Origin of the sequence: Streptosporangium sp. DT93 (assembly GCF_049844535.1) — a bacterium.
Classification (GTDB): domain Bacteria; phylum Actinomycetota; class Actinomycetes; order Streptosporangiales; family Streptosporangiaceae; genus Streptosporangium.
On record NZ_JBNCLF010000027.1, the window covers coordinates 1 to 25,082 of the forward strand.

Consider the following 25,082-nt stretch of genomic DNA (forward strand, 5'->3'; position numbering starts at 1 on the left):
AACTTCGAGCGGCTCCTGAATTCGTGCGAAAGACACACGACGGGGACCGGCGGGTACGGCGAAGGCGTTGCGCGAGGCTGCCAACAGATGTCCTTCCGAGGGCTCGCGGCGGACTGACTACACGCACGCCAGACGACCATGCATCAGAGCACCAAAAGAAGCGGGTCGTCAAAGGGCAGCGCAAAGGGGCAGTGTAGCCGAACGGCATACACCTGTCCACTTCAGTCTCGCTGCAAGCTCCACGTTGGTCGCAGCATCGCTCTTCGGAACCGAAACGTCAAGCCCGGGAGCTGACATTTCGGCCGGGGAACTGCCGCGGCCCTGGGAGTTTTCCCACCGGGTGACCTGCGTACACCTCCACGATCCAAGACGATGACCGACCTGGTGTGACTGACGCAGAGTGACCCGGCGTCGCGGTCCCCGGCCGATGCTCCGGCCGACGATCGACGCTGCCATGGCCGGTGTACCCGGAGCTTGGCCAGACTCAAACCAGGTCTTTGCTAACAATTGAATGAAGCGGCGCGCCGATCACGGCGGGGGAGGGTCGCCGAGCAGGGTGGAGATCTCGGCGACCAGCCAGCGGGAGTCCTTCTGGATCATGATGAAACGGGCCCGGTTCCGGTTGATCTCGCGGCGGGGCTCCCTCCCCTCCCCGGGGATCTTCACGGTGCTGATGTTCATGAACAGGAGCACCTCCACCCGGCCGGAGCGACCCGAGGCCGACTCCACCCCGGCCCCGGTCACCGCGGCCTGCTGCACCGCCTTCTCCCGCCGGGCCTGCGCCGCCACGCTGCCGGCCAGTTCCTTGTAGTGCAGGCTGAGCGCCCCGGTGGTGTACCCCCCCGCCCTGGCGAAATCCTGCTCGATCGTCCGGTGGTCGTAGGAGAGCATGTCGGCGGCGACCGCGCGGGCGGTGGCCAGCGCCTCCCGTGCCGCCCTGTCGTCGGCGCGCAGGCGGCTCAGGTCGGCGTACATGACCCAGACGACCCCGGACAGGGCCAGCGCGACGGCGGCCATGAGCGCGATCGCCAGCCGGGAGGCCCCTGTCACGGCACCGGCTCCACCGCCGACACCAGCCAGGCCGCCCCGGTCCTGGTCACCTCCATGTTCCAGCGGTGGAACCGCTCCCGTGGCGCGTCGGCGCTCCCGTCGCGCCTGACCAGCTCGTCACCCACCACCATCACCCGGGCCGTGTCCCCCCTCAGCCACACCAGGGCGGAGGCGCGCAGCGCGCCGGTGCGCAACAGCCTCCCGGCGACCGTCGTCCGCTTGAGCTCGGCGGCGTTCCCGGCGTACTCGGTCCTGGCCGGGCCGGTGGAGGCGGCCAGGACGCGCTCGATGTCGGCGTCGACGGCGCGGTGGCCGACGGACAGCAGGCGCACCGCGTACGTCCCCGCCGCCCGCGTCGCGGCCTGCCTGTCGTCGGCCGCCGCCTGGGCGTCGCGCAGGTCGGCGCCGACCCACAGCGCCGCGACCAGGAGCACCGCGATCAGCACCGCCAGCACCGGCCCGGCGAGCCTGCCGACGCGGCGGGGACGGCGGGGGCGGGCGGAGCGGCTCAGGCGGCGGGAGCCCGGGGGGCGGGCGGCGTGCGATGCCATGCGTTCTCTCCCCTCGCGCGGTCCGCGGAACGCGGGCGGGTGAGCACGGTCCTCCGCCCGCCCCCGAGGGCGGCATGCTCCCCGATCGCCGGATCATAACCCGCCGCACAGATCCGTATGGCGGCCTTTGCGTACCCGCCGCCGGGCTCGTTCCCCGGCGGCACGGCGCCGGCCGCCCGACCGGCTCGCGGCCCGGTCAGCGCGTGCCGCCGGCGTGCGCCGTGACCAGGCGGGGGTACTCCGCCAGCCAGTCGCGGCCCCGCTCGTCCAGGAACGAGCCCGGCGGCGGGACGACCCCGTTGGCGGCCAGCCACGCCCCCGGCGGGCTTTGCGTGCGGCGGATCCGGCCCTCGCTCGGCATGAGCTGCGGCGGGATCGGCGGCAGGCCGCCGGGCTCGTGCCCGAGCTCGGCCTCCGCCTCCAGCTCGGAGAGGTCCTTCTCCTCCGACATGCCGATCGGTCCGTGCCTTCTGGCGTTGAGGAACTGCCGGACCACCGGCTCGTCGCTGGAGAGCAGCATCTCCCGGGGGCCGAACATGATCAGCTCGCGCCGGAAGAGCAGTCCGATGCCGTCGGGCACCGTACGCGCGGTGTTGATGTCGTGGGTGACGATGAGGAAGGTCGCCCCGATCTCCGCGTTGAGGTCCACGATCAGCTGGTTGAGGTAGGCCGTGCGGACCGGGTCGAGCCCGGAGTCCGGCTCGTCGAACAGGATGATCTCGGGATCGAGGACCAGGGCCCTGGCCAGGCCCGCCCGCTTGCGCATGCCCCCGGAGATCTCGCCGGGCAGTTTTCCCTCGGCGCCCAGGAGGCCGACGAGCTCCATCTTCTCCATCACGACGCGGCGGATCTCGGTCTCGCTCCTCCTGGTGTGCTCGCGCAGCGGGAAGGCCACGTTGTCGTAGAGGTTGAGCGAGCCGAACAGCGCCCCGTCCTGGAACAGCACGCCGAACAGTCTCCTGAGCTCGTAGAGCCTGTTCTCCCCGCAGTGGGCCAGGTCGTGGCCGTCGATCCAGATATGGCCGCGTTCGGGCCTCAGAAGGCCCACCAGGGTCTTGAGGAAGACGGACTTGCCCGTGCCCGAGGGGCCGAGCAGCACGGAGATCTCCCCCGCGGGGAGGGTCAGCGTGACGTCCTCCCAGATGACCTGCCTGCCGAACGATTTCGTCAGTCCCTCGACCACGACCTCGACGCCCACCCTGCCGCCCTCCTGTGGGCCCACCGGACGGCGTCCGCCCCTGCGCGGCGGAGGACTCCACCGGCGCGAGCCCGCGATGGGAACAACGGTAGCCGCGATCTCCCGAATTGGAAGGGGGTCCAATAGCTTCCGTCGATCGTCGCGCTCCGGCGGTCGGGCTCCGCGTCCCCTGGCGGCCTGGATCTCCCGGCGGCCTGGATCTCCCGGCGGCCTGGCCGTCCCCGGGCGGTGGCCGTTTCCGGCGACTCGGCGTCCACGGGCGACCGGCCGTCCAGAGGCGCTCCCGGTCGTCCGGGGGGCGGCGCGGCGTCCGGGGCCGGACACACGAAAGGAGCGGGCCACCGGCACCTGGTGGACCCGCTCCTGTCGCGTGGGACGAACGAACTACTTGACGGTGACCTTGGCGCCGGCACCCTCGAGGGCGGCCTTGGCCTTCTCGGCCTGCTCCTTGTTGACCTTGCCGTCGAAGACGGACTTGGGAGCGCCGTCGACGAGGTCCTTGGCCTCCTTGAGGCCCAGGCTGGTCAGGGCGCGGATCTCCTTGATGACCTGGATCTTCTTCTCGCCGGCGGCCTCGAGGATGACGTCGAACTCGTCCTGCTCCTCGACCTCTTCGGCGGCGGCGGCACCGGGGGCGGCCGCGGCGGCGACGGCGACCGGAGCGGCGGCCTTGACGTCGAAGGTCTCCTCGAAGACCTTCACGAAGTCGGACAGCTCAAGAAGGGTCATCTCCTTGAAAGCGTCGAGCAGCTCGTCGGTGCTGAGCTTCGCCATGGTGGTTCCTCCATACGGATGTGACGTGCTGGGAAAGTTGGGACCGCGGTTGCGTTAATCCCCTGTGACCGCCTGCGCGGACCTACTCGTCGGCGCCTTCGCGCTTGGCGCGCAGGGCCTCGACCAGCTGAGCCATGTTGGTGGGCAGCGCGTTGAAGACGGCGGCCGCGTGGCCCTGCTTCGCCTTCAGAGCACCGGCCAGCTTCGCGAGGAGGACCTCGCGCGACTCGAGGTCGGCAAGCTTGGTGATCTCGGCCGGCGTCATCGACCTGCCGTCGACCACACCGCCCTTGATGACCAGGAGGGGATTGGCCTTGGCGAACTCACGCAGACTCTTGGCAGCCTCGACCACGTCGCCGTTGACGAAAGCGATCGCCGACGGACCCGCGAGCAGGTCGTTGAGCTGGCTGAACCCGGCCTCGGAGGCCGCGATCTTGGTCAGCGTGTTCTTCACCACGGCGAACTTCGCATTCTCACCGAGAGAAACACGCAGCTGCTTGAGCTGGGCGACGGTGAGACCACGGTATTCGGTCAGAACGGCAGCGCTGGAGCCGTCGAAGCTGCTCTTCAGCTCTGCGACAGCCGTTGCCTTTTCTGCCTTCGCCATGGGCCTCCTTCCAGATGTGCCGCCGGGGCAAAGGCCCCCAGAAAACGGACAAGCCCCGGCGCAGGCGCACGGGGCTCACATGAGGAAGTCAATCCAAATGAAAACTCACATCACACCTACGCGGGCCGTCCACTGACGTGGATCCTTTAGGTCGGCAGGCCATGAGGCCCGACGACGACCGGCGGTCTTCGGCGTCTGTAGCTTACGTCCCGGCCGCCCGGATGCCAAATCGGCCTGCACGCGCCCCCGGCCGGAGGACCGGGGGCGCGTGCGCGGGCGAAGGAGCGGGGGGCGGGAGGGGGTCAGTTCCCGCCGCGTCCCTCGGGCAGGTCGCCCACCTGGTCGGCGGGCGGGGCGGCGATGTTCACGGGCTCGTTGAAGCCCTTGAAGAGGGCCGTCAGGTTGAACGTCGCGTTCTTCTCGGAGCCGCTGAGCGTCACCTTGCGGGGCAGGCTCTGGGCGTCGGCCCACAGGTCGAACGTCACGTTCTTGGCGTGCGAGAGGCTCTCCTGGAGCTTCTGGCGCTCGGCCGGGTCCACCAGCTGCGCGGCCTCGGCGACCGGGAAGGTCCCGCTGTAGTGGGTCGTGTCGACCCCGCCGACCGCCTCGGTGCCGACCGCCTTGACGTCCTTGGACGCGGTCAGCAGCTTGACGGTGCCCGCCAGGTCGAACTGCCGGGCCTGGTCCATGAACTTCCTGATCTCGGTCTGCCCCTGGGCGTCGACCTTGCTGATCGGGACCCGGACCCACGGCGTGGTGACGCCGCCGATCCTGTTCAGCATCTCGGACTTCACGTAGACGGTCTCACCCGACAGGATGGCCCGCGCCCCGCCGGGCACGTTCTGACCGCCGAAGGCGATCGTGTCGAGCCTGATGTCGACCGCCAGCTCGGGCTGGCTCTGGTACAGCATGCTGCCCTGGACCTTGCCCGTGCTCTTCTCGTCGCCCTTGGCGTCGAGGACCACGTCCGCGGAGTACGAGGTGACCGTCTCCGCCTTCTGTGCGCTCTGCTGCACCGCGTCGGCGGCGGCGAGCTTGACGTTTCCGAGGGCTACGGTGCCCTGCTGCGTACCGCATCCCGCGACCGCGACGAGCGCGGCCGCTCCCAGTGCTAGTGCGGGAGCCAATCGGCGCATTTCGTCCTCACTCCTTCGTTTCCCCCGATGATCCTGACTTACGACACTACGCGTCGGTGCGGTCCGGCGCGTCGTCCGGGAGAACGAAGAAGGCCCCAACCGAATGGCCATTCGGTTGAGGCCTTCCGAGGAAGACGTCTGGTATCAGGCGTCGAGCTCGGCGGTCAGCGCCCGCGTCTGGTTGGGGTCGACCTGGATGCCGGGGCCCATGGACGTGGAGAAGACGACCTTCTTGACGTAGCGGCCCTTGGCCGCCGACGGCTTGAGACGCAGCACCTCGTCGAGGGCGGCGGCGTAGTTCTCGATGAGCTGACGCTCGCCGAAGGACACCTTGCCGATGACGAAGTGCAGGTTCGCGTGCCGGTCGGCACGGAAGTTGATCTTTCCGCCCTTGATGTCGGTGACGGCCTTGCCGACGGCCGGGGTGACGGTGCCGGTCTTGGGGTTCGGCATGAGGCTACGCGGGCCGAGCACGCGGCCCAGGCGGCCGACCTTGCCCATCAGGTCCGGCGTGGCGATGACGGCGTCGAAGTCGAGGCGGCCCTTGGCGACCTCGTCGATCAGCTCGTCGGCGCCGACGATGTCGGCACCCGCGGCGCGCGCCTCCTCGGCACGGTCGCCGGTCGCGAAGACCAGGACCCGGGCGGTCTTGCCGGTGCCGTGCGGGAGGTTGACGGTGCCGCGGACGTTCTGGTCGGCCTTGCGGGGGTCGATGCCCAGCCGCAGGACCACCTCGACGGTGGCGTCGAACTTGGCGACGTTGGTCTCCTTGGCCAGCTTGGCCGCCTGGGCGGGGCTGTAGAGGTTGTCGCGGTCGACCTGCGCCGTTGCGGCGCGGTATCCCTTGCTGCGCTTCACTTGCTCACTCCTGTGAATCCGAGTGTCCGTGGTACGGGCCTGCGCCGGCCCCTCCACTTGACGTCGACGTCCTGTGTCGTGCTGCGACCCTGCCGTGGCCCTGCCGTGGCCGTGGTCGCGGCCGCCGTCTCCCGGTGGATCCGCGGGCGTGTTCACCGCCCTGGGATCGCCGCCGGGCACGTGCGGCGGGTGGTGCTAGTCGGCGATCGTGATGCCCATCGACCGCGCGGTGCCGGCGATGATCTTCTCCGCCGCCTCGACGTCGTTGGCGTTGAGGTCCTGCATCTTGGTCTCGGCGATCTGGCGCAGCTGCTCGCGGGTGAGCTTGCCCACCTTGTCCTTCTGCGGGACGGCCGAACCCTTCGCGACACCGGCGGCCTTCTTGATCAGCTCGGGCGCCGGGGGCGTCTTCGTGATGAAGGTGAAGCTGCGGTCCTCGAAGATGGTGATCTCGACGGGGATGATGTTGCCGCGCTGGGCCTCGGTGGCAGCGTTGTACTGCTTCACGAATTCCATGATGTTGACGCCGTGCGGACCGAGGGCGGTACCGACCGGCGGGGCGGGCGTGGCCTGGCCAGCGGGAAGCTGAACCTTGACCAGCGCTGCGACCTTCTTCTTGGGAGGCATGATTCTCTCCGGGTCCTTCTTCTCTGAGCGACGTTCCTGAAGTCCCCGCGCACACGGGGCCGACCGCGACCGCGCCTTGAACGGCGCCGCGATCGTGGAACCATCCCCGCGAGCGCGGGGCAGACTAGCGAAGTCTACGTGACCGGGTCAGATCTTCGAGACCTGGTTGAACGAGAGCTCGACCGGGGTCTCACGGCCGAAGATCGACACGAGCACCTTGAGCTTCTGGGACTCGGCGCTGATCTCGCTGACCGTGGCGGGAAGCGTGGCGAACGGGCCGTCCATGACGGTGACGGACTCGCCGACCTCGAAGTCGACCGTCGCGGCCGAGGCCTTGGCGGTGGACTTCTTGACCTCTTCGGACGGCTCGGGCGCGAGCAGCTTGGCGACCTCTTCGAGGCTCAGCGGGCTCGGCTTGTTGGACAGGCCGACGAAGCCGGTCACGCCGGGCGTGTTGCGCACCGCGGACCAGGACTCGTCGGTGAGCTCCATCCGCACCAGCACGTAGCCGGGGAGCACCCGCTCCTTGACCAGCTGGCGCTTGCCGCTCTTGATCTCGGTCACGTGGTGGGTGGGCACCTCGACCTGGAAGATGTAGTCCTCCATGTTGAGGGACTGCGTCCGGGTCTCGATGTTCGACTTCACGCGGTTCTCGTACCCCGCGTAGGAGTGGATCACGTACCACTCGCCGAACAGGCCGCGCAGGTGCCGCTTGAACTCCTCGACCGGGTCGACGTCGGGAAGGACGTCACCGTCCTCGTCGACCGCGCCGTCCTCGTCACCCTCGACGGCACCGGCCGGGGCCTGCCCGGCCTCCGTGATCTCGTCGTCGGCATCGGGCGTCCCGGCGTCGCCGCCGGGCCCGGCCTCCGCGATCTCGGCGTCGGTATCGGCGTCGGCGATCTCCCGGTCGGACTCGTCAAGCGAATCCCCGGTGACGTCGACGGCCTTGTCCAGCTCGTCCTCGCGCTCGTCGCGGGACTCGCCGGCCGACTGTGCAGACTCGGACACGGTGCTCGTTCTCTTTTCGTCGATGATCGATGGCTGATGACTCGTCCGCAGGGCGCCCCGCCCGCCGGATGGCGTGGCTCAGGCTCCGCCGAAGATTCTCAGCACACCCTCGGTGAAGAGCGCATCAAGCGCCGACACGATCCCGACCATGAGCAGAACGAACACCAGGACGACGATGGTGTAAGAGATCAGTTCTTTGCGCGTAGGCCAGATGACCTTACGCAGCTCGGCGACGACCTGCCGATAGAAAAGGGCGGGAGAAGTGCGCTTCGTCTTCTTCTCACCGCTCGGCTTGTCTGCGGTTTCGCCGCGCGTGTCGATCGCCACAGTCCTCACCTGAATTCTTCGAGTCCAACGCATAACAGCGGCGCGCTAGACGCCAGATGCGCGGACCGCTCCTCGCAGGGCACGAGGGACTCGAACCCCCAACCGCCGGTTTTGGAGACCGGTGCGCTACCAATTGCGCTAGTGCCCTAAGACATGAACCACCATACATCGGTTGGACCGAAGTTTGTCCGTGGCTCACGGTCTTGACCGCCGGTTCACGCATGCGGCGGAAAGACCATGCCGGAGTCTACGGGTGATTGGCCATCACGTCGAACCGGCGGGCGGGTGCCCTGCGAGTGTCCTGGTCACGGCCCTCCCGCCGCCCCGGCGGCGGTGGCCGGGGGCCGTCCGGGAGCCGCGGGCGCCGGGGCGACCCCACCCGCGGGGGCCACGGACCCGTCCGGATGGTGGATATCCGGACGGAACAGCGGCACAGGTCTGTAACCATGGGGTCATGACCCGTCCTCGCATCTCAGCGCGTATCTCCGCGATCTCCGAGTCCGCCACGCTCGCCGTGGACGCCAAGGCCAAGGCGATGAAGGCGGCGGGCCGCCCGGTCATCGGCTTCGGCGCGGGTGAGCCGGACTTCGCGACTCCCGGTTACATCGTCGAGGCTGCCGTCGAGGCGTGCCGGAACCCCAGGTTCCACAAGTACACGCCGGCCGGCGGCCTTCCCGAGCTGAGGCAGGCCGTCGCCGACAAGACGCTCCGCGACTCCGGGTACCGGGTGGACGCGGCCCAGGTCCTGATCACCAACGGCGGCAAGCAGGCCGTCTACGAGGCGTTCGCCACGCTGCTCGACCCGGGGGACGAGGTCCTCGTCGTCGCCCCGTACTGGACGACCTACCCCGAGGCGATCAAGCTCGCCGGCGGCGTACAGGTCGACGTGGTGACCGACGAGACCACCGGCTACCTGGCGGGTGTGGAGCAGCTGGAGGCGGCCCGCACCGACCGCACCAAGGTCCTGCTGTTCGTCTCCCCCTCCAACCCGACCGGCGCGGTGTACACCCCCGAGCAGGTCGCGGAGATCGGCCGCTGGGCGGCCGCGCACGACCTGTGGGTCGTCACCGACGAGATCTACGAGCACCTCACGTACGGCGACGCGACGTTCGCGAGCATCGCCACCGCCGTGCCCGAGCTGGGCGACCGGGTGGTCGTCCTGAACGGCGTCGCCAAGACCTACGCGATGACCGGCTGGCGGGTGGGCTGGCTGATCGGGCCCAAGGACGTCGTCAAGGCCGCGTCCAACCTGCAGTCGCACGCCACCTCCAACGTCTCCAACGTCGCCCAGGCCGCCGCGCTGGCCGCCGTCACCGGTGACCTGTCGGCCGTGGCGGAGATGCGCTCCGCCTTCGACCGGCGCCGCCGCACCATGGTCCGGATGCTCAACGAGATCCCGGGCGTGCTCTGCCCCGAGCCGCTGGGCGCGTTCTACGCCTACCCGTCGGTCAAGGCGCTGCTGGGCAGGGAGTTCGGCGGCAGGCGCCCGGCGACCTCCGCCGAGCTGGCCGAGATCATCCTGGAGGAGGCCGAGGTGGCGGTCGTCCCCGGTGAGGCCTTTGGCACCCCGGGCTACTTCCGCCTGTCCTACGCGCTCGGCGACGACGACCTCGCCGAGGGTGTGGGCCGCCTCGCGAAGTTCCTCGGCCAGGCCGGCTGAGCACGACGGAACGGCCGCACGAGGCGTCCGGCCCGGACGGCCGGGCGAGGACGGCGCGGCGCGGCGACCGGACGGGGCTCCGGGCGGGGCGCGGTGGGGGTCAGTGCCCCAGGGCGTAGGCCACCGCGGCGTCGTAGTGGGCGGCCGCGCCCTCCTCGAAGGCCCGCGCGTAGGCGGCCTCGCCGATCAGGGCCGCCGCGCGGTTCGCGGCGGGCTCGCGGAGCTCGAACACCGAGTCCACGCCCTGGCCGGACAGCCCGAAGGTGATCCAGATCCGCCGGGCGGCGCCCAGGAGCCAGGCCGCGCGATGGCCGTCGCCCTCGGCGACGGCCATCCTGGCGAGCTGGCCGATGGCCAGGACGCTGCCGACCGTGTCGCGCAGCCGCCACTTGACCTCCAGCGACGCCCTGGCCGCCGCGGAGGCCTCGGCGATCTCCCCCCGGCTGTACAGGGTCAGTGAGAGGACGTAGTCCCCCATGGCGCGCTGGCACAGCTCGCCGATCTCCTCGCACCGCCGGCGCGTCGCGCGCAGGATCCGCACCGCCTCGTCCAGGTCGCCGTCGAAGGTGGCGATCACCGCGAGCAGCAGGGGGAGCAGGAGCACGGCGTGCGCGTCCTTGCGGACCCGCCGCAGCCGCCTGGCCCCGCGCAGCACGCACGTCATGGCGTCCTGGAGGTCACCGGCCAGCAGGGCGGTCCCGGCCAGGCGGAGGTGGGCCTCGGCCTCGGCCTCGGTGTCCCCGTGGCGGCGGGCGGACTCCAGGGCCTCCTCGGCCCGGGAGCGCGCCAGCGGCATGTCTCCCTGGACGATCGCGAGGTGGGCGGCCACCCACAGCGGCCTCGACCTCGTCCGGTCGGGGCCGGGGGCCGCGGCCAGCGCGCGGTCCAGGTAGCGGCGGCCCTCGCGGACCAGGCCCAGATGGCACCACAGCACCCGCAGGGCGCCCGCCAGCTCCAGCCCCGCCCGGGGGTCGCCGGAGTCGAGGCAGCGGTCGAGGGCCGCCCTGATGTCGCGCAGCTCCGCGTACGCCCAGTCGGCCCATTCGAGCTGGTCGGGGCCGAACCAGCGCGTGCTCATCCGCATGGCCGTCGACAGGTAGTGGTCGCGGTGCCGGCTGATCATCGGGTTCGTCTCGCCGAGCTCGTCGAGCCGCTCGCGGCCGTAGTCCCTGATGGTGTCGAGCATCCGGTAGCGGTCGCCGGCCCGGGTGACGACGGACTTGGCCACGAGCGCGTCGAGCACGGCCGGCACGCCCGGCAGGCGCTCGTCCTCGCAGACGCCGCGCGCCGAGTCGGCGCCGAAGGTGCCCGCGAAGACCGACAGCCGGGCCCAGAGCAGGCGTTCTGCGGGGGTGCACAGGTCGTGGCTCCAGGCGGTGGCGGCACCCAGCGTGAGGCGCAGGAGCTGTCCCGCGCCGCCGGAGGACGGCCCGAAGCGGTTCTCGAACTGGTCGGCGAGCTGGGTCGCCGAGAGCCCGCGCATGTGGCTGGCGGCCAGCTCGATGGCGAGCGGCATGCCGTCGAGTCTCCTGCAGAGCCTGGCGACGGCCATCATGGCCCGCTCGTCGGTACGCAGGCCGGGGGCGACGGCCGTGGCGCGGTCGAGGAAGAGGCTCATCACGTCGTAGCCGGCGAGGTCGGCGGCCTCCGGCGGGGGCACCGGGAACGGCTCGACGGCCAGGACGACCTCCTGCGGCACGCCGAGCTCCTGGCGGCTGGTCACCATGATCTGGATGTCGGGCGCGCCGGCCAGCAGCGCCGTGACCACGTCGGCGCAGGGGCCGACGAGGTGGTCGCAGGCGTCGAGGACGAGCAGCAGCCGCCGTCCGGAGAGGAAGTCGACGAGGGAGTCCAGGACGGGGCGGCCGGTGGCCTCGTGCAGGCCGAAGGCGCCGGCGACGGTGCCCGCGAGCCGGTCCCCGTCGGTCTCGGTGGAGAGTTCGGCCACCCAGACCCCGTCGGGGTGGTCGTCGCGCAGCAGGAGGGCGGCCTGCAGGGCGAGGCGGGTCTTGCCGACGCCCCCGGCCCCGCGCAGGGTGAGCAGGCGGGTGCGGTCGAGCAGTTTCGCGATCTCGTCGAGTTCGGCCGCGCGGCCGACGAAGCTGTTCACCTCGACCGGCAGGTTGCCGCGCCGCGTCAAGAAGGCTCCCCCTGCAGCGCGTGGTCCACGGCGTCCCGCAGGCTGATCGAACCTCCCTGTTCCACCAGCCGGTCGAACTCCGCCCTGCCCAGGCGCCCGCGCAGTCGCAGCTCGGCGGTGCGGAGCAGGGGCGCGATCATTGGGGACCGGCTGGGCGGGATCCCGGTGTCGGTCCACGCGGCCCGCGAGGCCCCGAACAGGACGGCCGCGGTGACGTCGTCGGTGGCCGACTCGGCGATCACGACGAACACCTCCAGCGCCTCCATGAGCGAGATCGTGTCCCCGAACAGGCGGGCCCCGCGCAGCGCGCCGCGGGCGGACTCGGCGGCGGAGGCGGTGTTGCCGAGGAAGTGCTCGGCCTGGCCCAGCAGGAGGTCCAGGCGGATGAGGGTCCAGTAGTCGCCGCAGGAGTCGCAGAGCTCGTGCCCCTCGCGCAGGACGGACACGGCCTGGTCGTGGCGGCCGGTGAGCATCATGGCGGTGGCGACCACCGTGTAGGTGGGCAGGAAGCCGGGGAAGACGTTGCCGGTGGAGCGGTGCCGTACGCGGGCGTGCTTGATGAGCCGCAGCGCCTCGCCCACGTCGCCCCTGACGACGGCCAGGTGGGCCTGGAACTGGCTGACGTAGGCGCTGGCGCAGCCGTCGGCGTCCTGGGCGGCGCATTCGGCGAGGGCCTGTTCGGCGCGTTTCAGGTCGCCGCGCTGGATCGAGACCCAGGCGTGCACCCACAGGGCCTTGACCCGCTCGGGGCCGGCGGCGTGCTCCAGGTCCAGTCCTCGCTGGAGGAGGTCGTCGCCGGGGGCCTGCATGCCGCAGCAGGCCCACAGGAACCACAGGTTGCCGACCAGGTCGAGGCCCTTGCGGTACTCCTCCGGCCTGGAGTAGCAGTACTCGATGGCGCCGCGCATGTTGCCGCATTCGAGGACCAGCCGGTGGTACCACTCCAGTTGACGGCCCTGCCAGCTCATCTCGGCGCGGGCGGACAGGGCGAGGTAGTGGTCGCGGTGGCGGCGGCCGATCTCCTCGGTCCCGCCGAGCCGCTCCAGCCAGACCTCGCCGAACGCGCGGACGGTGTTCAGCAGGCGGTAGCGGACGCCGCCCTCGCCCTCCTCGCGGACCAGGACGGATCTGTCGAGCAGGCCGAGCAGCCCGTCGAGCACGTCGGTGGGGCCGAGGGCGTCGTCGGCGCAGACGGCCTCGGCCGCCTCCAGGTCGAAGGTGCCGGCGAACATCGAGGCCCGCGCCCAGAGCAGGCGTTCCAGCGGGGTGCACAGCTCGTGGCTCCAGCCGAGGGCGACGCGCATGGAGGCGTGCCGGGCGGCGCCGTTCTCCTCGGGGCCGGTCACGGCGAGCCGGATGGCCAGCGGCAGGTTGTCCAGGCGCGCGCAGAACCCGGCCGGATCCCCGTCGAACCGGTCGGGACCGGACAGGCCGACGCCGGACGGGCCGGAGCCCGAAGGGTCCGGGGGCGGATCGGAGCCGGACGGGCCGTCGTCGGGACCGCCCGGTGCGGGGTGGCCGTCGAGGTCGCCGGAGGTGAGGGCGGCCAGCAGGTCGAGGGCCTCCGCGCCGGTCAGCCCGCCCAGCGGGTAGAGGTGCTCGCCGGGCAGGCCGAGCCGCTGCCTGCTCGTGGTCAGGACGCGCAGTTCCTCGACGGAGCGCAGCAGCAGGCCGGCCAGGATGCCCGCGGCGCCGACCACGCGGTCGCAGGTGTCCAGGACCAGCAGGGTACGGCGGTCGGCGAGCCTGTCGACCAGGGCGCGCAGCGGCGGGACGTCCGGCCGGTGGCGGGCGCCGATCGCGTCGGCGAGGGTCTCGGACAGGGATTCCAGGTCCGAGGGCGCCTCCGCCAGCTCCACGACGTGCACCCCGCCGGGGAACGCCGGCGCGAGGGTACGGGCCAGCCGCAGGGCGAGGGCGGTCTTCCCGGACCCGGCGGGGCCGGTCAGCGTGACGTGCCGCACCCTTTCGAGCAGGGCGGACACGTCGGCGAGTTCCGTCTCCCTGCCGACGAAGACGTCCGCTTCCATGGCAGCCCCACCGTCTTCCTGACAACGTGTGGCTCTACGGTCGCACGGGGGCGCGCTCGACTGAAAGCCCGTTTCCCAGATTTCCTTGATATATGGCGGAATGAGATATGGACGGACGCCGCCGAAAACCGGTGACGTTCGTCCGAAATAACACTTTTGAGGTGAAAAGGTAATTACGGAAACAAGGGGGAAACGGCGAGAGGGATCGACCGCCGACCCGGTCTCACCTCGTGGGCTCGACCCCCTTGGCGATCTTCCGCATCTCGGCCCCGGCCCGGTCGCCGAATCCACCGGCGTAGCCGGGGCTCATCATGACCTCGACGGCCACGTCCCGGCTCTCGGTCCACACGAGCGTGGGGGTGCCGTTCTCGTCGAGCCCTGCGGGCGTAGGACCCGGGATTGTCGTGCCGGATCCGGCTCCGGTGCCGGTGGACCTTCTCCAGCGCGTTCTGCGCCAGGTCCTCGGCGTCGTGCGGCGACGCGCCGCAGACCAGGATCGCGGTACGCAGCAGCGCCGTACTCCGTGCGGCCAGGAACTCGTCGAAGGCCGCCTCGTCTTCTTCCGTCATCGAGGTCCCCTTTCGCCCTCCCCAACGTGTGGGGACCCCGTCAGGTTGAGACCAAGAAACATCGCGACCACCCCGGGTACGGCACCATGTTGAAATGCCACGTCCCCTCAGCGAACTGCCCAAGGCGCACCTGCACCTGCACTTCACCGGCTCCATGCGGCACTCGACCCTCGTCGACCTCGCCCGCGAGCACGGCTCACACCTTCCCGACGCCCTGCAGGAGGACTGGCCTCCGCAGTTGCGGGCGACCGACGAGCGGGGCTGGTTCCGCTTCCAGCGGCTGTACGACATCGCGCGCTCGGTGCTGCAGCGCGAGAGCGACGTCTACCGCCTGCTGCGCGAGGCGGCCGAGGACGAGGCGGCCGAGGGGTCGGGCTGGCTGGAGATCCAGATCGACCCGTCCGGGTACGCCGCGACGTTCGGGGGCCTCACCTCGGCCATGGAGCTGATGCTCGACGCGACGCGCAGGGCCGCCGACCACGCCGGGATCGGCATCGCGGTGGTGGTGGCCGCCAACCGCACCCGCCACCCCCTGGACGCCAAGACGCTCGCCCGGCTCGCCATGCGCTACATGGACCAGGGCGTGGTCGGGTTCGGGCTCTCCAACGACGAGCGGCGCGGCCGGGCCCGCGACTTCGACGGGGCCTTCCGGCTGGCCAAGCGGGGCGGGCTGCTGGCCGTGCCGCACGGCGGGGAACTGCTGGGCGCGGCCAGCGTGGCCGAGTGCGTGGACGTGCTGGACGCCGACCGGGTGGGGCACGGGGTCCGGGCCGCCGAGTCGCCGAGGCTCATGGAACGCCTCGCCGAGCGGGGCATCGCCTGCGAGGTCTGCCCGACGTCCAACGTCGGCCTCGGGGTGGTCGGACGGGCCGAGGACGTGCCGCTGCGGCGCCTGTTCGACGCCGGGGTGCCGATCGCGCTGGGCGCCGACGACCCGCTGCTCTTCGGCGCCCGGCTGCTGCCCCAGTACGAGCTCGCCAGGCAGGTGTACGGCTTCTCCGACCCGGAGCTGGCGGAACTGGCCCGCCAGTCCGTCCGGGTCTCGGCGGCGCCGGAGGAGACGCGCAAGAGGCTCTTCCAGGGCATCAACGACTGGCTCGCGTCGGACGGCTGATCGGCACGGTGAGGGACGGCGCTCCGGGCGCGGGGGTCACCGCAGGGCATAGGCGACCGCCGCGTCCGGCTCGTCCCCGTAGCCCTCGGCGAAGAGCGCCTCGTAGGTCTCGTCGCCGAGCAACTGCCTGGCGGTCCGCTGGGCGACGGTCCTCGGCTCGGACATGCCCTCCGAGCCGATGGCGCGCAGACCGAAGGTGACCCCGAGCCGTACCCCGGCCCCCTGGAGCCTGGCGGTACGGCGGCCGTCGCCCTCGACCGCGGCGATCACCGCGAGCTGGTCGACGGCCAGCGCGACGCCCGTGGCGTCGCGCAGGCGCCACTTGACGTCGAGCGACTGCCGGGCGGCCTGCGTCGCCTCGGACAGGCGGCCGAGACCGAGCTGCGCGATGGACAGCACGTAGTCCCCGCACGCGCGGACCCAGCGTTCGCCGCGCGCGTCGCAGAGCCGCTGCACCTCCTGGAGCACCGAGACGGCCCGGTCGAACTCGCCACGCCAGGTGACGGCCATCGCCACCGTCACCAGGGCGAGCGGCTCGCTGACGGTGGCGGCCCCGGCCCGGCGGAAGGACTCGCGCACGCGCTCGACGAGGGGCTCGACCTCGTGCAGGGCACCGGCGAACAGCGACCGGCTGGCCAGCCCGAGCTGGGCGTGCCCGGCCGCCGCGTGGTCCCCCCAGTCGAGCGCCGCGGACAGGGCCGCCTCGGCCCGGCATCGGCCCTGTTCCAGCTCGCCCTGGGCGATGGCCACGCAGGCGTCCGCCCAGAGCAGCCGGGGCAGGCCGGGGTCGGTCACCGGGGCCGTCTCGATCGCACGGGCCATGTGACGGCGGCCCTCGTTCAACCGGCCCAGGCAGAACCAGAGGATCCAGAGCGTGCCGGCCAGCTCGACGCGGACCGGCGAGGTCTCGTCGAGGGCGACGCGCAGATCGGTCATGGAGAAGGCGAGCCTGGCCGCCCACTCCTCCTGCCCGGGGCCGTACCAGGCGGTCTCGGCCCTGCGCGCCAGGTCCAGGTAGTGGTAGCGGTGCCGGCGCACCGTCCGGGCCTCGTCGCCGAGGAGGGCGAGCCGCCGTTCCCCGTACTCCCTGACCGCGACCGGCTGCCGGTAGCCGCCGGGGATGCGCTCCAGCAGGAACCGCCCGGCTAGGTGCTCCAGCAGCTCCGCTACGTCGCGCAGGCCCTCTCCGCCGCAGACCCACTCGGCGTCGGACGGCTCGAAGCCACCGGCGAAGACCGAGAGCCTGGCCCACAGGAGCCGCTCGGCGGGGGTGCAGAGCTCGTGGCTCACGCCGAGCGCGACCCGCACGGCCCGTTCCTGGACGGCCCGTTCCTGGACGGCCCGTTCCTGGACGGCCGGGTCATGAACGGCCGGATCGTGAACATCCCGCTCGCGGACGGCCGGATCAGGAGCGGTCCGCCCGTGGACGGCCGGATCGTGAACACCCTGCTCGCGGAGAGCCGGACCGTCGTCGCCGGACGACGCGCGCAGGCGCTCGTCCACCAGGTCCGCGAGCCGCTTCGGAGGGAGGGTGCGAAGCCCGCCGGCGGCCAGTTCAAGGGCGAGCGGGACGCCGCCGAGCAACCGGCAGATCCTGGCCGCCGGTTCCGTGCCGATGGATTCGGTGCCGACCGGTCCCCTACCGACCGGCCCCGTCCCGACCGGCCCCGTCCCGACCGGCCCCGTCCCGACCGGCCCCGTCCCGACCGGCTCTGTGCCTACCGGCCCCGTTCTGATCGGCTCCGTACCGACCGGTTCCGCTTCCGGCATGGCGGTGCGGGCGCGGTCGAGGAAGAGCCGGAGCGCGTCGTCCCCCTGAAGCCCTTCAGGCCCCTCCGGCCCGGACCCCTCAGGCCCGGACGGTTCCCGCCGCCGTGCGGGTCCTCGGGACGTGGTCGGTCCGGCCGGACCGGGGAGCCCCGCCGGGCCGGGCACGTCGAAGGGCTCGACCGGCAGCAGCGCCTCCCCCGGCAGTCCCAGCGAACGACGGGAGGTCACGATGATCCTCACGTCCGGGGCGGCCGGCGTGATCGCGGCGACAAGGTCCCGGCAGTCGGGCAGGAGGTGCTCGCAGCCGTCGAGGACCAGCAGGAGCCTCCTGTCCGCGAGGAACCCGGCCAGCGCCTCGGTCTGCGACCGCGCGGACCGCTCGGGAAGTCCGAGGACGGCCGCGACCGTGTCGGCGAGCAGATCGCCGTCGCGTTCGCCGGACAGCCTCACCAGCCAGACCCCGTCGGGGTGCCGGTCGCGCCGCTCCCACGCGGCCCTGATCGCGATCCGGGACTTGCCGACACCCTCGGCCCCGGCGACCGTGGTCAGCGGCGTGTCGGCCACGAGCTTCAGCAGTCGCCGCACCTCCCTCCGCCGGCCGATGAGGGGATTCGTCTCCGCGGGGAGGTTCCCGCGCCACCACTGGACCTGTTCCATCGGTTCGCGCTCCTTTTCCACTTTCCGGGAATCGCACCGTTTTCACATCACGAACCGGTGGGACCGCCCTTTTCCGGAGGGGGTTTCCTTGTCCTGCGGTGCACATCTCACCGCCGCATCCGGCCCGGACTTCCCCCGTACGGGGAAAAGCGCGGAAATGCAGGTGCTTTATCTGTGATTCGGCGGAGCCGGTAATCGGAGGCGGGACCGGTCTCACGCGGGACGGACGCGGGACGGCGCCGGAGGCCGCCGGGCCGGAGATCGATCGTTCGGACGATCGCGGTGCGGGCAGGGCCACTAGACTCTGGCTGTCCCCCCTCCGCGGTTCGCGCCGCGGCCTTTCCCGAGCGAGCTGGACGGAACCGCATGTCTGGGTATGACCGCGTAGTGCAACCCGCGGCCGGTGACGAGGCCCTTGAGAACCACCTCGGTGGGGACGAGGCCAAGAACTACCGGCAGTACGAGCTCGACATGGTCGCCCCGCACGTGGGCCGCTCCATGCTGGAGATCGGCTCCGGCCTCGGCCATTTCGCCGAGCAGTTCCTGCCCCGTCTCGACCGGCTGGTGGTCAGCGATTTCGACCCCTACTGCGTGGAGCGGCTCAAGAAGCGCTTCGCGGGGCGCGACGACATCGACGTGCTGCAGTTCGGCCTGCCGACCGAGATCCCGATCGGCGAGAAGGTCGACACCGTCGTGATGATGAACGTCCTGGAGCACATCGAGGAGGACGTCGAGGCCCTGCGGTCACTGGCCAAGGTCACCCTTCCCGGCGGCAGGATCATCATCTGGGTCCCGGGCTACATGCAGCTGTACGGGGACTTCGACCGCAAGGTCGGTCACGTCACCCGCTACACCCCCGCGACCCTGCGCAGCACGGTCTCCAAGGCGGGCCTGGACATCGACGTGCTCAAGCCGATCAACTTCCTGGGCGGCATCGCCTGGTGGGCCGCGGTGCGGCGCGGTGGCGTCGGCTACCCGGACCCCCGGCTCGTCAAGATCTACGACCGCACGGTCGTGCCGCTGACGCGCCTCATCGAGCGCTTCGTCCGCCCGCCGTTCGGGCAGACCGTCTTCTGCGTCGCCCGCGTCCCGAAGTGACCCGCGTCCCGAAGTGACCCGCCTCCCGAAGTGACCCGCGTCCCGACGCGACCCGTATGGTGACGCCGCCCGCGCGGTGACGCGACCCGAGCGGTGATGACCCGTGCGGTGGTGCGGACCCGTACGGTGACATGCCCGCGGTGATGCGGACCCGTGCGGTGACGCCGCCCGTGTGCCGATGTGGCCCGGGCGGTGACGCCTTCGGCGACGTCCGGTCGCCGGCGGGGGTTGTCACCGGCGGTGGTGCCGGTGGCCACGGCCCCGACCGGCCGGAAAACGGCTTGCACGGCCCCGGACCCGACCGGCCGGAAAACGGCTTGCACGCCCCGGCGGGGGCGGCGTAGCCTCGTTCACATGTGGATCAACTCCTAAGAGCCGGCGTCGATCAGCCTTCGCTGATCCGCCCGCACTCAGCCGTCAGGCCCGTCCGTTCCGACGCGGCAGCTGAGTCTCCGACCGGGATCTCACCGCGTCACCACATGCCTCAAGGAGTCCATATGCGAATTCATGCCGTCCAGAAGCTCAGCGGCGGATCCACGACCGCCAGAACCGCCAAGCCTGTGGGGCCCTTCGCGCCGCGAACCCCGCTGCCCGAGCGTGTCCAGCCCGCGGCGCCCCGGCGGACGCCGATGCCGCCCATGCCGACCAGGCCCACCCGGCAGCCGCGCCGTATCCCGGGCAAGGGTGGTCGCTGACCCGTGAGGGTCCCGCCCTCTCGTGAGCTCCCCGAGGGGTCCACGAGAGGGCCCGCCCGTGGCGCGCCGCAGGGCGGGAGCCCTTCTCATGGCCGAGGGCCCCGGTCCCGGAACTTCGGGACCGGGGCCCTCGGCCTCACGGGGTCTGCCTCCCGCTCCGGATGACACTCTCGCGGAGTCTCACCCGGCACGGAGTTTCACGAAGCATCCGGCCTACAGGCGCTCGATGATCGTGACGTTGGCCTGGCCGCCGCCCTCGCACATCGTCTGCAGCCCGTACCGGCCGCCGGTCCGCTCCAGCTCGTGCAGGAGCTTGGTCATCAGGATCGCGCCGGTGCCGCCCAGGGGGTGGCCCAGGGCGATCGCGCCGCCGTTCGGGTTGACCTTGGCCGGGTCGGCGCCCAGGTCGTTGATCCATGCCAGCGGGACCGGGGCGAACGCCTCGTTGATCTCGGTGACGTCGATGTCGTCGATGGAGAGGTTCGCCCTCTTGAGGGCCTTCTGCGTCGCCGGGATCGGCGCGGTCAGCATGTAGACCGGGTCGTCGCCGAGGAGGGCGAGGGTGACGATGCGCGCCCTGGGGGTCAGGTTGTGGTCGCGGACCGCCTGCTCGGAGGCGATCAGGAGCGCTCCCGAACCGTCGGAGATCTGCGAGGAGGTGGCGGCCGTGATCTGGCCGCCCTCCTTCAGCGTCTTCAGCGTCGCCATCTTCTCCAGCGTGCTGTCCGGGCGGGGGCCCTCGTCGTCCTCGACGCCGTTGATCGGGGCGATCTGGTCCTTGAAGTAGCCGTTCGCGATGGCCTTGGCCGCGCGCTGGTGGCTCTCGTACGCGAACCTCTCCAGCTCGTCGCGCTTGAGGTTCCACTTCTCGCACATGAGCTCGGCGCCGCGGAACTGCGAGATCTCCTGCTTGCCGTAGCGCTCCACCCACTTCTCACCGAAGGGGAAGGGCATGCCCTTCTCCAGGGCGGCGGTGATGCTCGACCCCATGGGGACGACGCTCATCGACTCCACCCCGGCCGCCACGACCAGGTCCTGGGTGCCCGACAGCACTCCCTGGGCCGCGAAGTGGATCGACTGCTGGGAGGAGCCGCACTGGCGGTCGATGGTGACGCCGGCGACGCTCTCCGGCAGGCCCGCCGACAGCCAGGCGTTGCGCGCGATGTCCATGCTCTGCGGGCCGAACTGCATGACACAGCCCATGATCACGTCCTCGACCGCGGACGGATCGACGCCCGTGCGCTCGATGAGCGCACCGAGCGTGTGCGCGGCCAGATCGGTGGGGTGGACGGTCGACAGACCGCCCTTCTTCTTGCCGACCGGGGTGCGGACCGCCCCGACGATGTACGCCTCTGCCACAGTGCCTCCTGCGTGTGGAACCGAGCTGCCTGCGAAACCGAGCAATGTTCGGTCAGTAAGAGGTTACAACAGAACTTTCGTCCACGCCTTCCCAGGGCGGTCTTCTCCCCGTCCTTCGTCGAGGCCCGGACGGACCGGCACGACCACCACGGCTCCGATGCCCATCCCTCACCGGCAGGGCCGTCGCGGACCGGCACGACCACCACGAACCCGACGCCCCCGCACACCGGCACGACCACCACGGACCGGCGGGCCGGTCCTCACCGGTGGCCGGTGCGACAGCCGCCCGGGGTCACGTACCCGGAGGTGGGCACCCACCTTCAGGTACGTACTTGATCGAATCGAGCCCGGCGGCGAGTCTGGTGCAGGCGCGCCACACCCCGACCGTCATCCGGCCATCGTCCGATCCCCCTCCAGGTGCCGCCTGCCCCAGGCGTCCAGGAGGTCCAGGGCCGCGAAGAGCGTGAGGCCCTTCGCGGTCAGCGAGTACTCCACCCTCGGCGGCGACTCGTCGTAGACCTCGCGGTGGACGACCCCGTCCGCCTCGAGCTCGCGCAGTTGCTCCGTGAGCACCTTCTCGCTGATGCCCGGCACCAGCCGCCTGGTCTCGCCGAAACGGCGGGGCCGTTCGGCGAGCGTCCACAGGATGAACGTCTTCCACTTGCCCTGGACGACGTCGATCGCGGCGCCGACCCCGCAGACGTGCGACCCGTCGGTCATGTCCACCCACCCTCCGACCGATTCACCGACCGTCCCCTTTTTCCGAACCGGAGCATCCGATGAACCATTCCCCCGCTCTCCCCCCGGTGACCGTCCTCGGCCTCGGCCCGATGGGCCAGGCCCTGGCCGCGACCTTCCTGGGGGCAGGGCACCCCACCACCGTCTGGAACCGTACGGCGGGCAAGGCCGCGGACCTGGTCGCCCGGGGCGCCGTCCTCGCCGGCACGGCGGCCGAGGCGGTCGCCGCGAGCCCTCTCGTCGTGGTGTGCGTGCTGGACTACGACGCCGTCCACGCCGTCCTCGACCCCGCGGCCGGCGAGCTGGCGGGCCGCACCCTGGTGAACCTCACCGCCGACACGCCCGGCCGTGCCCGCGCCACCGCGGCCTGGGCCGCCGGACTCGGCGCCGGCTACCTGGACGGTGCGATCATGGTCCCCACGACCGTCGTCGGCGGCCCCTCGGCCCTCGTCCTGTACAGCGGCCCCGAGTCCGTGTACGAGGCGCACCGGCCGACGCTGGCCTGCCTGGGCGGCACGGCCGTCCACCTCGGCGCCGACCCGGGCCGGGCCGCCGCCCACGACGTGGCGCTGCTGGACGTCTTCTGGACCGCGATGAGCGGCATCGTGCACGCCTTCGCGCTGGCCTCCGCGGAGGACATCTCCGCCGCGGATCTCGTCCCGTACGCCAAGGGGATCGGCGCCCTGCTCCCCGACATCATGGACGACTTCGCCCGCAGGATCGACAGGGGCGAGTACGCGGGGGACGGCTCCGACCTCCTCTCGGCCGCGACCGGGATGGAGCACATCATCCACACCGCGCGGGGGCACGGCCTCGACACCGGCGTGCTGACCGCCGCCCACGCCGTCGCCCGCCGGGCGATCGACGCGGGCCGGGGTTCGGACAGCTTCGCGCTCCTGGCCGAGACGATCGCAAGGACACCGGCATGACCGGCCGCGCCTCCCCGCCGGCATGACCGGCCCTGCCCCCCGGTCGCCGCCCCGACGCCTCCCCGCGCCTCGCGGCCGCTCAGGGCGCCTCGCGCCCCCTCAGGCCGTCCGGGTGCTCGTCATGGTCGCGTAGGCGATGACGTTGTCGGTGTAGTGGCCGGTCGCGCGGTCGTAGACACCGCCGCAGGTGATCAGGTGCAGTTGCGGGTTGGGCGTCTTGCCGTACACCCGCGCGGTGGGGAATACCGACTTCTCCGCCTGTTCGAGGCCGCCGACCGTGTAGACGGCGATGATGCCGTCCTTGCGGTGCACCTCGATGACGTCGCCGTTGCGGATCTCGTCGAGGCGGCTGAACACCGCGCTCCCCGAGCGGGTGTCCTTGTGCCCGAGCAGGATCGCGGGACCCGCCTCGCCGGGCGTGGGTCCCGAGCGGTACCAGCCGACCAGGTTCGGGTTGCCGACCGGAGGCACCTCGATCGCGCCCCTGCGGTCCAGCCCGACGGATCTGACGGGCGCGTTCACGCCGAGCTTGGGGATGACCAGGCGTACCGGCGACGAGGGCTGCATGGGCGGCGCCGCGGGCAGGGCGGGAGCGGGGGGCGGCGCGGCCGGGGGCGCGCTGAAGTACGGGTCGGCCGGGGCCCCGGCCGCCGCGTTGCGCGGCGGCAGCGTGGTGCGCTGGTCGGCCAGGCCGTACTCCCCGGGCGAGGCCAGCATGTAGAGCAGGCCCACCAGGACCGTCACCACCCCGGCGATCCCCGCCAGGATGAGCACCGACCGCATCACCCGGCCGCCGTCGTCGACGGGGGGCTCCGGCGGCCACTCCCCGTACGCCGGGCCGTAGTGCTGCCCGCCCTGCTGGTAGGGCTGGGCCACCGGCCCGTACCGGGGCACGGGGGCCGAGGGGTGTCCGGGGGGCCATCCTTCCGGCGGAGGCGTGCTCATCCGGCCGTCCCGATCAGCCGCGGCCGGTGGAGCGGCGCCGCAGCACCAGACCCCCGGCCCCGGCGAGTGCCACCATCAGCGCTCCCGTGAACATGATCATTCGGGCGTCCGGCCCGGCGTCCCCGCCGCCTCCGGTCGAGGCGGCACCCTCGGGGGTCTCCTCGATCTGCTCCCCCTGATCCCCCTGCTCCTCGGCGGTCCTGGTCACCTTGACGGTGACCGTCGGCTTGACGCTGGCGCTCCGGGAGGGGGTGACGCTCGCGGAGGCGCTGGCGGACGCGCTGGCGCTCGCGCTCGCGGAGGCGCTGGCACTGGCGGACGCGCTGGGGGAGGCCGTCGTGCCGAGCGTCGTCTTGACCGTGACCTTCAGCGCCGCCGTGGTCGCCTGCGCCGGGTCCGCGGGGGTGCAGGCGAACAGGACGGCGTCGTCGGTCGCGGTCCCGCTTCTCAGGATCAGGTCGAAGTTGCTGGGCTGGAAGGCGACGACGCCGGTGGCGCTGGGCGTCACCGTGACGGTCAGCGGGGGCGGGGTCAGCACCTGTCCCGCGGTGATCGCGGCGGCGGGCGCGGTGACGGCGAGCGAGGCCACCTGGGAGGGGACCGCCGGGACCGCGGTGGGAATGCTGTCGATCTGGATGTCCGCCTCGAGCACGAGCCGGTTGGTCGCCGGGATGGCCGCGGGGGCCGCGAAGGCGGCGCCGGTGGGCGGGCCGATCTTCCAGGTGGCCGTGAGCGGCGCGTTGGTCACCGCCTCGGTCGGGCCGGTGAGGTCCATCTGGAAGGTGAGCGGGATGGCGGCGCCCTGGGATCCCATGGGGTCGCAGGTGTAGGCGACGGGTTTGGGGGCGGCGTACATCGAGGCGAGCGCCGGGAACGCACCGAAGATGCCTGCGCCGACCGTCGCGAGCGCGGCCGTCCTGACCGCGATGCGCCGCCGTGTCCTGGACTTCAGCACGGTCTCTCCTCGTTCCGGATGGTCACCGGCTCGTACCGGCGGGGGGTTCACGGGTCTCGGTCAAGGTTCGGCATAGATCCTACGAACACAACCGCGACCGTGCGAGCGCGCCGGCTAAACGGACATAGATCAATGCCTGTCTCACCGCAAACCACACGGTACATGGACGAAACACCGAATGACGGTGCAAAACCGGTCTTCCCTGGCAACCGATACATGTGACGGGGCTGTTTCCCCGGCGAGCGGCGCGGGGTCTCCGGCCGGTGGCGCGGACCGCTCCCCGG

General features: G+C 71.6%; 23 protein-coding genes and 1 tRNA gene. 5 read left to right on the top strand and 19 right to left on the bottom strand.

Annotation, left to right across the window (positions count from 1 at the left end; translation table 11 throughout):
* Positions 1 to 528 precede the first annotated feature (528 nt).
* The 11 genes from ACLQ2R_RS35865 to ACLQ2R_RS35915 form a co-directional block, all read right to left on the bottom strand.
* Positions 529 to 1,050 (bottom strand): hypothetical protein, encoded by a 522-nt coding sequence (locus tag ACLQ2R_RS35865; protein WP_425965873.1) that lies wholly within the window; start codon positions 1,048 to 1,050, stop codon positions 529 to 531.
* On the bottom strand, positions 1,047 to 1,601 hold the full coding sequence (locus tag ACLQ2R_RS35870; protein ID WP_425965874.1) for a hypothetical protein: 555 nt from the start codon (positions 1,599 to 1,601) through the stop codon (positions 1,047 to 1,049). Before ACLQ2R_RS35870 ends, ACLQ2R_RS35865 begins: the two co-directional genes overlap by 4 nt.
* 196 nt (positions 1,602 to 1,797) lie before the next feature.
* On the bottom strand, positions 1,798 to 2,823 hold the full coding sequence (locus ACLQ2R_RS35875) for an ABC transporter ATP-binding protein (RefSeq protein ID WP_425965875.1): 1,026 nt from the start codon (positions 2,821 to 2,823) through the stop codon (positions 1,798 to 1,800).
* Between the two features lie 360 nt (positions 2,824 to 3,183).
* Positions 3,184 to 3,573 carry a 50S ribosomal protein L7/L12 gene (gene rplL, locus ACLQ2R_RS35880; protein WP_425965876.1) on the bottom strand — a complete coding sequence of 130 codons (390 nt, stop codon included), beginning with the start codon at positions 3,571 to 3,573 and terminating at the stop codon, positions 3,184 to 3,186.
* 82 nt (positions 3,574 to 3,655) lie between these two features.
* On the bottom strand, positions 3,656 to 4,180 hold the full coding sequence (gene rplJ, locus ACLQ2R_RS35885) for a 50S ribosomal protein L10 (protein ID WP_425965877.1): 525 nt from the start codon (positions 4,178 to 4,180) through the stop codon (positions 3,656 to 3,658).
* 302 nt (positions 4,181 to 4,482) lie between these two features.
* Positions 4,483 to 5,316, bottom strand: coding sequence for an LppX_LprAFG lipoprotein (locus ACLQ2R_RS35890; protein WP_425965878.1), 834 nt, complete (start codon positions 5,314 to 5,316; stop codon positions 4,483 to 4,485).
* A gap of 144 nt (positions 5,317 to 5,460) precedes the next feature.
* Positions 5,461 to 6,174: a 50S ribosomal protein L1 gene (gene rplA / locus ACLQ2R_RS35895; RefSeq protein WP_425965879.1), complete on the bottom strand. Its 714-nt coding sequence runs from the start codon at positions 6,172 to 6,174 to the stop codon at positions 5,461 to 5,463.
* 195 nt (positions 6,175 to 6,369) lie between these two features.
* Positions 6,370 to 6,801: a 50S ribosomal protein L11 gene (gene rplK, locus ACLQ2R_RS35900; RefSeq protein ID WP_386246717.1), complete on the bottom strand. Its 432-nt coding sequence runs from the start codon at positions 6,799 to 6,801 to the stop codon at positions 6,370 to 6,372.
* 147 nt (positions 6,802 to 6,948) lie between these two features.
* Positions 6,949 to 7,812: a transcription termination/antitermination protein NusG gene (nusG, locus tag ACLQ2R_RS35905; RefSeq protein WP_425965880.1), complete on the bottom strand. Its 864-nt coding sequence runs from the start codon at positions 7,810 to 7,812 to the stop codon at positions 6,949 to 6,951.
* Between the two features lie 78 nt (positions 7,813 to 7,890).
* Entirely contained in the window at positions 7,891 to 8,139 is a 249-nt protein-coding gene (gene secE, locus ACLQ2R_RS35910) for a preprotein translocase subunit SecE (protein WP_362808628.1), read from the bottom strand.
* A 75-nt stretch (positions 8,140 to 8,214) separates the two neighbouring features.
* Positions 8,215 to 8,287 (bottom strand) — tRNA-Trp (locus ACLQ2R_RS35915).
* A gap of 306 nt (positions 8,288 to 8,593) precedes the next feature.
* Here ACLQ2R_RS35915 and ACLQ2R_RS35920 point away from each other — a divergent pair.
* Complete coding sequence (locus ACLQ2R_RS35920; protein ID WP_425965881.1) at positions 8,594 to 9,799, top strand: pyridoxal phosphate-dependent aminotransferase; 1,206 nt, start codon at positions 8,594 to 8,596, stop codon at positions 9,797 to 9,799.
* Positions 9,800 to 9,899: 100 nt separating this feature from the next.
* Here ACLQ2R_RS35920 and ACLQ2R_RS35925 read toward each other — a convergent pair whose 3' ends face one another.
* From ACLQ2R_RS35925 to ACLQ2R_RS35935, 3 genes are all read right to left on the bottom strand, one after another.
* On the bottom strand, positions 9,900 to 11,939 hold the full coding sequence (locus ACLQ2R_RS35925) for an ATP-binding protein (RefSeq protein WP_425965882.1): 2,040 nt from the start codon (positions 11,937 to 11,939) through the stop codon (positions 9,900 to 9,902).
* Positions 11,936 to 13,969 (bottom strand): ATP-binding protein, encoded by a 2,034-nt coding sequence (locus tag ACLQ2R_RS35930; protein WP_425965883.1) that lies wholly within the window; start codon positions 13,967 to 13,969, stop codon positions 11,936 to 11,938. The genes ACLQ2R_RS35925 and ACLQ2R_RS35930 overlap by 4 nt, the downstream gene beginning before the upstream one ends.
* Positions 13,970 to 14,192: 223 nt before the next feature.
* Positions 14,193 to 14,318: a hypothetical protein gene (locus tag ACLQ2R_RS35935; RefSeq protein ID WP_425965884.1), complete on the bottom strand. Its 126-nt coding sequence runs from the start codon at positions 14,316 to 14,318 to the stop codon at positions 14,193 to 14,195.
* A gap of 314 nt (positions 14,319 to 14,632) precedes the next feature.
* Here ACLQ2R_RS35935 and ACLQ2R_RS35940 point away from each other — a divergent pair, with 314 nt between their 5' ends.
* Positions 14,633 to 15,652 (top strand): adenosine deaminase, encoded by a 1,020-nt coding sequence (locus tag ACLQ2R_RS35940; protein WP_425965885.1) that lies wholly within the window; start codon positions 14,633 to 14,635, stop codon positions 15,650 to 15,652.
* A gap of 36 nt (positions 15,653 to 15,688) precedes the next feature.
* Here ACLQ2R_RS35940 and ACLQ2R_RS35945 read toward each other — a convergent pair whose 3' ends face one another.
* Positions 15,689 to 18,079, bottom strand: a complete 2,391-nt coding sequence (locus tag ACLQ2R_RS35945) for an ATP-binding protein (RefSeq protein ID WP_425965886.1) — start codon at positions 18,077 to 18,079, stop codon at positions 15,689 to 15,691.
* Positions 18,080 to 18,466: 387 nt separating this feature from the next.
* Here ACLQ2R_RS35945 and ACLQ2R_RS35950 point away from each other — a divergent pair, with 387 nt between their 5' ends.
* Both ACLQ2R_RS35950 and ACLQ2R_RS35955 read left to right on the top strand, forming a co-directional pair.
* Positions 18,467 to 19,177, top strand: coding sequence for a class I SAM-dependent methyltransferase (locus ACLQ2R_RS35950; protein WP_386246740.1), 711 nt, complete (start codon positions 18,467 to 18,469; stop codon positions 19,175 to 19,177).
* A 497-nt stretch (positions 19,178 to 19,674) separates the two neighbouring features.
* Positions 19,675 to 19,872 carry a hypothetical protein gene (locus ACLQ2R_RS35955; protein ID WP_425965887.1) on the top strand — a complete coding sequence of 66 codons (198 nt, stop codon included), beginning with the start codon at positions 19,675 to 19,677 and terminating at the stop codon, positions 19,870 to 19,872.
* A 213-nt stretch (positions 19,873 to 20,085) separates the two neighbouring features.
* On the opposite strand, the gene ACLQ2R_RS35960 is transcribed toward ACLQ2R_RS35955, so the two are convergent.
* Complete coding sequence (locus tag ACLQ2R_RS35960; RefSeq protein WP_425965888.1) at positions 20,086 to 21,231, bottom strand: acetyl-CoA C-acetyltransferase; 1,146 nt, start codon at positions 21,229 to 21,231, stop codon at positions 20,086 to 20,088.
* A gap of 387 nt (positions 21,232 to 21,618) precedes the next feature.
* Complete coding sequence (locus ACLQ2R_RS35965; RefSeq protein WP_425965889.1) at positions 21,619 to 21,951, bottom strand: winged helix-turn-helix transcriptional regulator; 333 nt, start codon at positions 21,949 to 21,951, stop codon at positions 21,619 to 21,621.
* 59 nt (positions 21,952 to 22,010) lie between these two features.
* Here ACLQ2R_RS35965 and ACLQ2R_RS35970 point away from each other — a divergent pair, with 59 nt between their 5' ends.
* On the top strand, positions 22,011 to 22,898 hold the full coding sequence (locus ACLQ2R_RS35970; protein ID WP_425965890.1) for an NAD(P)-dependent oxidoreductase: 888 nt from the start codon (positions 22,011 to 22,013) through the stop codon (positions 22,896 to 22,898).
* A gap of 99 nt (positions 22,899 to 22,997) precedes the next feature.
* Here the strand turns inward: ACLQ2R_RS35970 and ACLQ2R_RS35975 are convergent, their stop codons facing one another.
* A complete protein-coding gene (locus ACLQ2R_RS35975; RefSeq protein WP_425965891.1) occupies positions 22,998 to 23,843 on the bottom strand; it encodes a class F sortase in 846 nt (281 codons plus the stop codon).
* 13 nt (positions 23,844 to 23,856) lie between these two features.
* The gene (locus tag ACLQ2R_RS35980; protein WP_425965892.1) at positions 23,857 to 24,798 is read right to left on the bottom strand and encodes a hypothetical protein; all 942 of its coding nucleotides are present in this window, start codon (positions 24,796 to 24,798) and stop codon (positions 23,857 to 23,859) included.
* Between the last annotated feature and the right edge of the window lie 284 nt (positions 24,799 to 25,082).

Bases quoted from the DNA above. Each gene is read 5' to 3' on its own strand.
- ACLQ2R_RS35945 (WP_425965886.1), bottom strand. From the start codon at position 18,079: ATGGAACAGGTCCAGTGGTGGCGCGGGAACCTCCCCGCGGAGACGAAT.
- ACLQ2R_RS35970 (WP_425965890.1), top strand. From the start codon at position 22,011: ATGAACCATTCCCCCGCTCTCCCCCCGGTGACCGTCCTCGGCCTCGGC.
- rplL (WP_425965876.1), bottom strand. From the start codon at position 3,573: ATGGCGAAGCTCAGCACCGACGAGCTGCTCGACGCTTTCAAGGAGATG.
- ACLQ2R_RS35890 (WP_425965878.1), bottom strand. From the start codon at position 5,316: ATGCGCCGATTGGCTCCCGCACTAGCACTGGGAGCGGCCGCGCTCGTC.
- ACLQ2R_RS35955 (WP_425965887.1), top strand. From the start codon at position 19,675: ATGCGAATTCATGCCGTCCAGAAGCTCAGCGGCGGATCCACGACCGCC.
- ACLQ2R_RS35965 (WP_425965889.1), bottom strand. From the start codon at position 21,951: ATGACCGACGGGTCGCACGTCTGCGGGGTCGGCGCCGCGATCGACGTC.
- rplJ (WP_425965877.1), bottom strand. From the start codon at position 4,180: ATGGCGAAGGCAGAAAAGGCAACGGCTGTCGCAGAGCTGAAGAGCAGC.
- ACLQ2R_RS35930 (WP_425965883.1), bottom strand. From the start codon at position 13,969: ATGGAAGCGGACGTCTTCGTCGGCAGGGAGACGGAACTCGCCGACGTG.
- ACLQ2R_RS35870 (WP_425965874.1), bottom strand. From the start codon at position 1,601: ATGGCATCGCACGCCGCCCGCCCCCCGGGCTCCCGCCGCCTGAGCCGC.
- ACLQ2R_RS35975 (WP_425965891.1), bottom strand. From the start codon at position 23,843: ATGAGCACGCCTCCGCCGGAAGGATGGCCCCCCGGACACCCCTCGGCC.
- ACLQ2R_RS35920 (WP_425965881.1), top strand. From the start codon at position 8,594: ATGACCCGTCCTCGCATCTCAGCGCGTATCTCCGCGATCTCCGAGTCC.
- rplK (WP_386246717.1), bottom strand. From the start codon at position 6,801: ATGCCTCCCAAGAAGAAGGTCGCAGCGCTGGTCAAGGTTCAGCTTCCC.
- ACLQ2R_RS35940 (WP_425965885.1), top strand. From the start codon at position 14,633: ATGCCACGTCCCCTCAGCGAACTGCCCAAGGCGCACCTGCACCTGCAC.